Origin of the sequence: Streptomyces sp. MS06 (assembly GCF_047200655.1) — a bacterium.
GTDB lineage: Bacteria > Actinomycetota > Actinomycetes > Streptomycetales > Streptomycetaceae > Streptomyces.
The window spans coordinates 128,030-137,167 of sequence record NZ_JBJZOJ010000014.1; the positions used below are offsets into that span (position 1 = coordinate 128,030).

The window sequence follows — 9,138 nt, forward strand, 5'->3', positions numbered from 1 at the left end:
TTGGGTGCACTTCCAATCCTCCTGCAGCGAAAGCGTGCGAGCCTTGAGAAGATCAGCGAGCTCGAAAGTAAGGAAGAGATCGGCGGGCTAAGCGACCTGATCGACCGTCTGCCACAAGGGGAGACGAGAGAGGCTCTCCTGTAACGTCTAAATGCCCTAGAGGAGACCGCTTCAAAGTCCGATGACCTCTCGCGTGATGCCGCGCAGGAACAGAGTGCTCTTCAGTTCAAGCGGGAACGCGAACTCGCCCTACTTAAGATCCAACTTTCAGAACGTCGATGGAAGCTACGTTCAACGCAGCTCGCGCGGGATTCAATAGCACCCATAGTCGGCGCCGCGCTCTTGATTGGCCTCAGGGTCACGCTGATCGTCGCGATGTTTACCAAGGTCGAAGTCTCAGCACTGGTCAGCAACAGTTTCTTGATCGTGCTCGGATACTTCTTCGGTCAGGTCTCCGACCGCAGCCGGTCAGAGGCCCAGATTGATCGCACATGACTTGGACGCACGGAAGCGATCAAATCAAGCCCCTTGATCCATCGCTGACATCGACGGCGACGTCCGCCGGCGCTATGCCCGACCCCTGCACCGGACGTCGTCAGCAACCGGAGTCGACTCGACCCGAACTCGTGAAGCGGGTCTACGTGAGCCATTGAAGGCATGTCATAATCGAATAATGCTGACCGAGGAGGACGCGCGCCAACTGGTGCTTGCCGAGATTCATGACGTGCGGAACCACGTCACGTGCGACCTTCAGATCCTGCGTATGGACGCCTTGCCGTTCGGGTGGATCTTCTACTGGGGGGCAGTTTGGGACGGTCGGAACAGACAGCGCCCTCGGTTGGGAGGCAACGGTCCTTTCCTGGTGGACCGTGAAAACGAGCGGTTGATCCGAACTGCCACCAGCGTCCCCATAGCCCGCCAGATCGCGGACTACGAACGCCGACTGCGACGCGAAGCTCACGCCCGGAACACTGCAGCGAAGCAAGCTGCGCAGCAGCCATGAGTGTCCAACTGCGCGACAACGCCTACGAACATCGCGGACGTGCGCGAACGTCTGCGGACCATCAGGGCAGGTGAGAGGCACACCGGGCCGAGGCAGCGCCCCCACCCAAGTTGCTTCGGGACGAAGAGGTCGTGGGTTCAGAAACCCATAGCCCCAACGCGGTTTTCAGCTGGAACAGGCGGCGACCTGCCTGACGACGGAGAAGCGCTTCTCACACTCCGGGCAGGTCGCCTCACCGAAGGCATAGGTCAAGGCGAGCGCGACATCCTCATGGCCGTCGGTCAGGGCAAGGTCGTAGAGGCGCCGGCCGAGACCTTCCAGGGCGCGGGGATCAGCCGGATGGAGAGGGAGGGTCTCGACGTCGTCGGAGAGAGCGTAGTCCTCCGCCGTGCTGAAGAAGCCCCGCTCTCCGAAAACCACCCACAGTCCCGCGCACCCGTCGGGATCGGGGCACTCAAGCTCGTATTCCTTGCTGACGACGCCCCAGATCAAGTCCTCCGCCCAGTGGATGTCGCCCTCCAGGTTCAGGACGGCCTCAATCAGATGGCAGTAGTCGTTTCGTTCGGCGGTGACCTCTCGCCACCGGTTTGCGGCGCCCAGTAGGCGTTCGACTTCAGATGCGTACTGGTGCCGCAGGTTCCGGGTCTCGTATCGCCGGTCGGACTGGACGAGAAGGGCGGCGGCCAGGTGGAGGGCCGAAGCTGCCATGTCGGCTTCGTCGGCCTGTGCCATGTCGGCCAGCGTGTGCAGCACCAATGGATGGGCGACGTCCAGAGAGCCGTTGTGGTAGAGCTCCGTCCAGAGGTCGCTCCAGGCCTGACTGTCCCGGCCCGTGGCGGCACGTTCCAGCAGGGCTCTCAGGCGGTCGGAATCGGCGTCGTCTGCGCGGGGGACGGGAGAACTCGTCGTCATCTCCAGTATCCAAGCAGACGGTCACAAGCACCCTTCGGATCAAGTGCGTCGATCGGATCAACGTGCCAGATCGTACGGGGCATCACGGGGAACACCGGGGAGTCAACGGGACCACCCGCCATGCGTAGACGCCGTCCCGCCCCAGGTCAGCACAACAACCACCGCCACGGGATCGAGGCCCTGGTTCCGCTGCCTGGACTCAGCGGGGCTTGGGTCATCCCGGGCTGCCGGGCGCGGACTGGTGCCCGCCGCCGGCGGGCTCGAACTCTGCCAGCATCTTCTCCAGCGCGGCTTGGTCCGGCCCCACGAACGCCGTTTCCCGGGGGGCCGAGCTCAGGGTGTCGATCATCGACCCGGTGACTCCCGGTGCCGGTGGGAGATGCGTGGACAGGACGAGTTCCGGCTCCCTGTCCTGCAGCGTCTGGAAGGTGCCGAGGTACTTCTGGACATCCACGTTGTGCACCCACGGGCTGTCGACCGTGGCCCACAGCAGCTGCGCGGCCCGCAACTCCTCCACGTCGACCGCACCGACGTCGTCTGCCTGTGCCAGTTCGGGACTGGGCAGCGGCGCACCGAAGCAGTCGGAGCTGAAGCAGGCCCCCGACCGGTTGTCGAAGAGGCCGACCGTGGCGGGGTTGTCGAACAGCGGTGGCCTGAACCCCGTGAGGGTGCGGTCGCCGACATCCAGGGTCTGTCCCGGATTGAGCAGATACAGGCGATCGATCGGCAGCGGCCTCTCACAGGACATGAGGCCGGCGGACAGGTACGCGGTCACGACGCGTGCCCCGGGTGCCGCGGCCAGGAGATCGAATATCCCACCCGTGTGATCACGGTCTGGGTGCGTCAGCCAGATCCATCGCACATCCGCGGGATCCAGCACGGAACCGACCGCCTCCAGGAAGTTCCTGTCGGGTAGCCCGAGTCCGGTGTCGATGACGACGGGCTCGGAGGCGAGCAGTACGAAGGCGTTCACCGGGAGGTGGCCGATCCCCGGCACCTCGAGGCTGTCGTTCAGGACGCTTATGTCCGAGTGGACCTTGTGAACCGGCATGTCGCATCTCCATGCCCCCGGGATGGTGATCGCGTCGCGGCCTACCCCTCCATCATGGGCGTCTCTTCCTGGCGCCGCATCCCGGCCGCAGCGCCGGGCGGACGAAGAGATCGGAGGGGCCACATGGCAGCGCGGGCTCGCCGGGACGGGGGCCCCTGTCCGATCGGCGCGGCCAGGGCGCAAGGCTGAAGCGCTGCCGCAACGGTGTTGCGCGGCGGGGGACTCGACCGATCCGCGCTCCCGTTGGCCCGCACCGTACTGAAGGCGCCGTGGCGGCGAACAGTACTCAGGCGTGTCGAACCTCCGAGGGCGGTTACGCTTCGTGACGGCTCGCCAGCTCTTCTCTTTCGGATCACCCTCACAGGCGTGCGATGCGCTGCCCTGAGGCGGCTTGCTGCGGCGTCGAGAGGTCAGGCGCGGAGCAGGTCGGCCGAGACGTTCCAGAGGTGTTCGGCGGTGGCGGGGTCGAGTGCCCATTCCTTGACGCCGTGTGGGTGCTGCGCGAGGTCGGCGTCGTTCGGCACGGTGTAGGCCTCTTGTGCATCGTCGACGTAGTGGCCTCCGGAGTGAGCGAACTCGGGGGCGACGGCCGCGATGATGCCGGCGGCGGCCCCCTGCCCGACCGTTTTGTAGGTGAAGATTCCGGCAGCCTCGGCCGCGTCGAGCGACGCCTTTTGTTCCGGTGTGAAGTTTCGCTGCAGTCCTGTTGCGACACCGCCGGGGTTCACCGCGTTGGCGACGATGCCGTCGGCGGCCCAGAGGCGGGTCGCCTCGACGGCGAAGAGGGAGTTCGCCGTCTTCGACTGGGCGTAGGCGATCTGTGGGTCGTAGTCGCGGCGCTCGAAGTGGAGGTCGTGGAAGTCGATGCCGGACCGCATGTGCGCCGTCGAGCTGACCGAGACGATCCGTGCCCCGTCGCGGTCGGCCGCTCCCTGGGTCAGGGCGTGGTGAAGGCCGGTGGCCAGCGCGAGGTGGCCGAGGTGGTTCGTCGCGAATTGCAGCTCCCAGCCCTCATGTGTGCGTTCGAGGCCGCCGGTGACGACGCCGGCGTTGTTGATCAGCAGGTGAAGCGGTCCGTTCCATGCGTCGATGAACCGTGTGATGGTGGCTCGTTGGGTGAGGTCGAGCCGGACGACTCGTGGGCGGATCCTGCCGGTCGACTTTCCGATCGTCTCGGCGACGGCGTCACCCGCAGTCGTGTTCCGGACGGCGATCGTTACTTCCGCCCCGGCAGCGGTCAACGCGTGAGCCGTCTCGATGCCGAGCCCGGAGGAGGCTCCCGTCACGATCGCGCGGACGCCGGTGAGGTCGATGTTCCGCAGCACCTCGTCGGCGGTGCTGGAGGAGGTGAAGGAAGTGGTGATGAGTTTGCGGGTGCCCATGGAGCGACTATACGTACTAGACGTGATTTGTATAGTGCGGTTCTCGTTCGTATGCTCGTCTTCATGAGTAGTCCCGACTCCGGCCACCCGCCGTCGACGGTCGCTGATGCCGGCCGTCGGACCATGGTTCTGGAGTCCGCCATGGCCACGTTCGCGCGATTCGGTTACCGGAAGGCCTCGATGGAGGAGGTGGCGCGGGCGGCGCGCATTTCCCGGCCCGGGCTCTACTTCCTCTTCTCCTCGAAGGAGGCTCTGTTCCGTGCCGCGGTCACCCAGGCCTTGGAGCGCGACGTCACCGCGGCCGAGCAGGTCCTGGCCGATAATGGCCGCTCCCTTTCAGAGCGCCTCGTCGAAGCGTTCGACCACTGGGCGGGCCGTTACATCGGCCCGCTGACGTGCGATATCGCGACGGTCATCGAGGACAATCCCGACCTCCTCGGAGAGATCGTCGAGACCGCGCCGCGACGTTTCGAGGAACTGATCACAGACGCAATCGCCGCCACGTCGGGACGAGAGGCGGCCCGCCCTGTCGCACAGACGATGATCAGCGTGTCGACCGGCCTCAAGCATCAGGTCTCATCACGGGAGCTCTACCGCGAACGGCTGGCGGTCGCCATCGGTCTCCTGACGAGCTGAATCGCTGATGGCGCCCCGATTCTGATGATCTTTGCGTGATGTCGCGCCGCGGCCGAGCGTGGTCGCAGCTCAAGCGGGCGCCGGCGGCGACCCGGTGCAGCCCCGGCCGATCCGGCGTGGCCGGGCGCCATCCTGCTCCGAACTGGTTCTTTCCCGGTTCGGAACAGGAGACAGGAGACGGCCCACCACGCCAACGTGGCTGAGGCCGGGGGCGACTCCGACCCCGGCACTGCTGCACCCGGACACGGAATGGAAGCGTCTGTCCGACTTCACCAGCGACTGTGGTCTGGCAGTCGTCGGGGACTCCGAAGTGGGAGCACCGCTGGAAACCCCCTTCCTGAGCGGAAAGGGGGCCTGGTGGTTTCTGGTGGGATGAACGAGTTGGGGGGCGTTCCCGTCGAGGTGTCCGGCCGTCATCAGGGACGGAGCCGTGCCACCGGCGGGCCTGTGTCGCCGCTTCGGTGCGTCTTTCGTATGCTCCTTGGGTCAGTTGAGGCGCGAGATGCCGACACGACGGGGGATGGGGCGTGGGAAAACCAGGTGCGAGCGCGGGTGGGAACGACGGTTCGGACCTGCGTGCGTCGTCCACGGGCCTGACCAAGCTCGCCGGCGACCTCGGCGACATGCAGGACCACCTCGACAAGCAGATCAAACGCATGGACGAACTCGTCGACCGTATCGAGGCCGGTTGGCGGGGGCCGGCGGGGACGGCGTACCGGGAGTTCCATCGTGCCGCCGCGGCGGATGCCGTACGTATCCGGGAAGTGATGAAGGGTCTGGAGCAGGCCGTGCGGATGAGTCGCGACGGCTTCAGCTCCGACGATCTGCAGGTGCTCGAACGGGTGAGTCGCATCCGGGTGGATGTCGCCGGCGAGGTCGACAGGCTCTCCACGCCGAACACGGGCGCCGCCGACGTACCGGCTCGCCCGCGGAGCAGCCTGGAAGGTTTCTGACGTCCGACGCGCCATGTGTCCGTTTGTCTCGCGGACACGGCTACCGACTCCAAGGGGGGAACCATGTCGGCCGGTGCAGACGGCGACCGCATATCCGTCTCGTTCGTCACGCTCCATGAACTGGCCGTGGAGCTCGAGGACATCCTCGGACAGCTCAACGGCACATTGGACGAACTCTACGAACGTGTCGAACCGGTAGTGCTCTCCTGGAAGGGGGAGGCCCGCGAGATCTTCGTCCAGAAGCTCGACGAATGGGACCGCTCCGCGCAGGATCTCCAGGCGGCTCAGAAATGGCTGCACCAGTGCGTGACCACTGGACACACCAACTACGCGGCGGCGCACAAGGCGGTCCTGCGTGGCTGGGGAGCCGCCTGATGGCCACTCCGGCGGCCGCTGGACAGGGGAACATCGATGTGACGCCGTCGGTCCTCTACCGGGTGTCCTCGAACGTGGCCGGCCAACAGGACCCCCTGGACCGGGGGATCAAGGCATTCCTCGACGAGCTGGCCCGGTATCCGGACGGCGGTGGCAGAGGCTCGGCGATGCAGGACTTCACGAAGACCTACGTGAAGGTCGCCAATCGCTTCCTCGACGTGTGGGCCAAGTCAGTGGTGAGCGTCGGCGGCGCCGGCGTCGGATTCACCAGCACCGCCAACAACTACGCGGCTGCCGACCATGCCACGAACCCCTCGTCGACAGGCCCACCGCCGCAGCGCCCCCTTCCGCAGGTGATCGACACACCGCCCCGATACGGGCCGGTCACGGACTTCAAGTGGGGGGATGTCGACGCCGGCCAGGACTTCGCGCAGAAGGCCCTCGAGGGGCTGGAGGCCGCGGTGCTCGTCGTCTTGCGGCCCCTGCTGGAACACGAGTGCCGTTGGGGCAGGGCGGCGAAGATCCTCCCGCTGCCCGATCACCTTCAGCTGTACAAGATCTCCGAGGGCTGGAGGATGCCGCAGACCACGCTCAGCATGGTCGACGGGATGCTGACCGGCTTCATCGGCGGCATCACCGACCAGTCCAACCAGGAGTGGTACGACGCCATGCGGCAGTTCTGCAGCACGCTGTGGGGAACATCCGCCTGGGGGAAGACCGATGGGGGGTACGACTGGGCGAACGACGGCGCACGCAAAAGGGGAACCAGTCATCCCGTTTTCGCAGTCCTGTTCGACACCTGCGAAGCCATGGTCGAAGCCGTGTACAACGTGGCACAGGCAGCGGAAGACGTGCGCGACGACCTGCATCGGATCTATCGGCAGGCCGTGATCGACAGCATCAAGCAGCTCGATCCGCGGGAGTTGGACGTCTCGGATGCCAAGAGCCTGGTGAAGGGGCTCTGGCATATGGGCAAGGGGGTGGTCGCGGATGTATCGGTCGGTATCGTCCTGAACATCGACGAAAGTGCCATGAACGACGCCGTCGCCACCTACAACAACCGAGTCCACCGTCAGGTACGGGTTGTCGACGACCTGATGTCGGCGCTGGACGAGGCCTACACGAGTGCGCCGACCTTCGACGCCGAATCCGCCCGAGCCGAGGCGTTCGGAGCGCGAGCCCTGACCGACTTCAAGGGCGACCCGCTGTACACGGTGCAGGGGGACAGTGAGGCCAACCATGCATATCCGATCGACCTGGCGAACCAGGAGGGGATTCACAACAGCCACGTCATCGACAAGCATGTCGGCAAGACGGACGAGCAACTGGCTCAGCGGCTCAGGGACCAACCGTCGATTCCGGCCGCTTCCAGCTTTCCCGACCTGGAGTCCGCTCAGAAGTATACGCAGGATACCGTCGAATATGTGGGACCGCCTCCGAATTCCGGCCTGCCCAACGGAGGTGTGAACAATCAGGGAAAGATAAGGAGGTGGCTCTCCAGGCCGCGTGCCGACAATTCGATTCTGAAGCTCGACCCGGTGGAGTTCACTTCCGTGACCGGGCGCACCATCGCTTCCGGTGGTCCGGGTGCGGCGCAGGATGCACACTCGGTGGAGGTCGTACTCAAGTACAAGAACGGCCTCCACCCTCCGTACGTGGTCTATACGTCCATGCCGAGACTGCCGTGAGCACGCCGGGAGAGGATCGATGACGGCAACGACAGGTCTGCCTCCCTGTGCGCGGGGACGGTTCGACGAACTTCAGTCCTTCGCCGCACTGGTCGCCCGCACCGGCGGGGACTGGCGCGACACGGTGATGGAAGCGATCAAAGGTCATTCCGTGCTGCGCCACGTCGATCGCCGGGAGTTGCAGGACAGCCTCTTGGAGGTCTCGCCCAGCGAGGCCATGGAACTGGCCGGACTGATCTCAGTCGGATCGCTCGTGTACGGCCCCAGCGAGTCCCTCCGTGCGCCGGACGGGGAACGTGACGCCTGTCTGCGGGAAGTTCTGAGAGCCGCGGGAAACGGTGCACGATTTTTCACGAATCACGGGCACGCGGAAGATGGTGAGGATGGCGACTTCCTGGCTTCGTCCTTTCATGCCAATGTCCTTGCCGGACTCACCATCGACATCTGCCTTCTCGGCGTGTCGGACGAAAACGTCCTGGTTCTCTGGCGTTTCGAGGAGGACTAGTACTCCGAGATCGCTTGGCCCGCATCCGTACCCCGTGCAGGAGAGAACTACCGTGAATGTGACCTTGCGCCCCGCCCTGGGGGTGTGTCCACCGCAGGCCGTCCTCACCTCCAGGCCGGGCGACATTGTTCAGCGGTGAGGTCATGCGCCGTGGGCGACTGCCGTCTGTCACGGACAGCAATATTGGAAAGGGTGTCGGGTGCTCGATCCGGACTTGGCGGACGGCTCTGCTGGAACTCTTCGGTGGGGCTTTCGCCTTTGCCGTGGTCGGCCCCCGGAGGAATGAGGACTGGCGCCATGATGTACGGGCCGTCATGACGCTGAAGGTCTCCGACCCGCGCAAGTGGGCGTTCATCAATTGCCCGCCCCCCGTCTCGGATATCGAGGAGACCGAGAAGAAGCCGTTCGCCCACCTGGGCATCAACGAATTCGATTCACTGCTCTACGGGGTCGGAGCGCGGTCGGCGGTTCAATTGCTGGTGGCTCTGCAGGGCATGCACTACCAGGCGGCGAACATTCCGGACTTCGAGTCCCGTAAGGAGCGGCTCTTTTACTGCTCCCAACTGATTCTTTCCCGGTTTGGGCCGGAGGCGGCCTATTACACCAACGTGGCTGAGGCTCGAGGTAACTCTG

10 protein-coding genes are annotated in these 9,138 nt (G+C 65.1%); 7 read left to right on the forward strand and 3 right to left on the reverse strand.

The features are described from left to right. Positions 1–673: 673 nt before the first annotated feature. Positions 674–1,003 carry a hypothetical protein gene (locus ACL02U_RS10195; protein WP_412790374.1) on the forward strand — a complete coding sequence of 110 codons (330 nt, stop codon included), beginning with the start codon at positions 674–676 and terminating at the stop codon, positions 1,001–1,003. Positions 1,004–1,168: 165 nt separating this feature from the next. Here ACL02U_RS10195 and ACL02U_RS10200 read toward each other — a convergent pair whose 3' ends face one another. The 3 genes from ACL02U_RS10200 to ACL02U_RS10210 form a co-directional block, all read right to left on the reverse strand. Beyond that, positions 1,169–1,915: a hypothetical protein gene (locus ACL02U_RS10200; RefSeq protein ID WP_412790375.1), complete on the reverse strand. Its 747-nt coding sequence runs from the start codon at positions 1,913–1,915 to the stop codon at positions 1,169–1,171. 214 nt (positions 1,916–2,129) lie between these two features. Continuing rightward, positions 2,130–2,966 carry an MBL fold metallo-hydrolase gene (locus tag ACL02U_RS10205; protein ID WP_412790376.1) on the reverse strand — a complete coding sequence of 279 codons (837 nt, stop codon included), beginning with the start codon at positions 2,964–2,966 and terminating at the stop codon, positions 2,130–2,132. Positions 2,967–3,376: 410 nt separating this feature from the next. Then, positions 3,377–4,348, reverse strand: coding sequence for an SDR family NAD(P)-dependent oxidoreductase (locus tag ACL02U_RS10210; RefSeq protein WP_412790377.1), 972 nt, complete (start codon positions 4,346–4,348; stop codon positions 3,377–3,379). Positions 4,349–4,411: 63 nt separating this feature from the next. Here ACL02U_RS10210 and ACL02U_RS10215 point away from each other — a divergent pair, with 63 nt between their 5' ends. From ACL02U_RS10215 to ACL02U_RS10240, 6 genes are all read left to right on the forward strand, one after another. Next, positions 4,412–4,984, forward strand: coding sequence for a TetR/AcrR family transcriptional regulator (locus ACL02U_RS10215; RefSeq protein WP_412790378.1), 573 nt, complete (start codon positions 4,412–4,414; stop codon positions 4,982–4,984). A 527-nt stretch (positions 4,985–5,511) separates the two neighbouring features. Then, a complete protein-coding gene (locus ACL02U_RS10220; protein ID WP_412790379.1) occupies positions 5,512–5,937 on the forward strand; it encodes a WXG100 family type VII secretion target in 426 nt (141 codons plus the stop codon). A 63-nt stretch (positions 5,938–6,000) separates the two neighbouring features. Continuing rightward, positions 6,001–6,312: a WXG100 family type VII secretion target gene (locus tag ACL02U_RS10225; RefSeq protein ID WP_412790380.1), complete on the forward strand. Its 312-nt coding sequence runs from the start codon at positions 6,001–6,003 to the stop codon at positions 6,310–6,312. Continuing rightward, positions 6,312–8,000 carry an RNase A-like domain-containing protein gene (locus tag ACL02U_RS10230; protein WP_412790381.1) on the forward strand — a complete coding sequence of 563 codons (1,689 nt, stop codon included), beginning with the start codon at positions 6,312–6,314 and terminating at the stop codon, positions 7,998–8,000. The genes ACL02U_RS10225 and ACL02U_RS10230 overlap by 1 nt, the downstream gene beginning before the upstream one ends. 19 nt (positions 8,001–8,019) lie before the next feature. Then, complete coding sequence (locus tag ACL02U_RS10235) at positions 8,020–8,505, forward strand: hypothetical protein (protein WP_412790382.1); 486 nt, start codon at positions 8,020–8,022, stop codon at positions 8,503–8,505. A gap of 314 nt (positions 8,506–8,819) precedes the next feature. Then, positions 8,820–9,138: hypothetical protein (locus tag ACL02U_RS10240; protein WP_412790383.1), on the forward strand; the 319-nt coding region annotated here is incomplete at its 3' end.

Excerpts from the sequence above, each read along its gene's own strand:
- ACL02U_RS10235 (WP_412790382.1), top strand. The coding sequence starts at position 8,020 with ATGACGGCAACGACAGGTCTGCCTCCCTGTGCGCGGGGACGGTTCGAC.
- ACL02U_RS10210 (WP_412790377.1), bottom strand. The coding sequence starts at position 4,348 with ATGGGCACCCGCAAACTCATCACCACTTCCTTCACCTCCTCCAGCACC.
- ACL02U_RS10195 (WP_412790374.1), top strand. The coding sequence starts at position 674 with ATGCTGACCGAGGAGGACGCGCGCCAACTGGTGCTTGCCGAGATTCAT.
- ACL02U_RS10205 (WP_412790376.1), bottom strand. The coding sequence starts at position 2,966 with ATGCCGGTTCACAAGGTCCACTCGGACATAAGCGTCCTGAACGACAGC.
- ACL02U_RS10225 (WP_412790380.1), top strand. The coding sequence starts at position 6,001 with ATGTCGGCCGGTGCAGACGGCGACCGCATATCCGTCTCGTTCGTCACG.
- ACL02U_RS10215 (WP_412790378.1), top strand. The coding sequence starts at position 4,412 with ATGAGTAGTCCCGACTCCGGCCACCCGCCGTCGACGGTCGCTGATGCC.
- ACL02U_RS10230 (WP_412790381.1), top strand. The coding sequence starts at position 6,312 with ATGGCCACTCCGGCGGCCGCTGGACAGGGGAACATCGATGTGACGCCG.
- ACL02U_RS10200 (WP_412790375.1), bottom strand. The coding sequence starts at position 1,915 with ATGACGACGAGTTCTCCCGTCCCCCGCGCAGACGACGCCGATTCCGAC.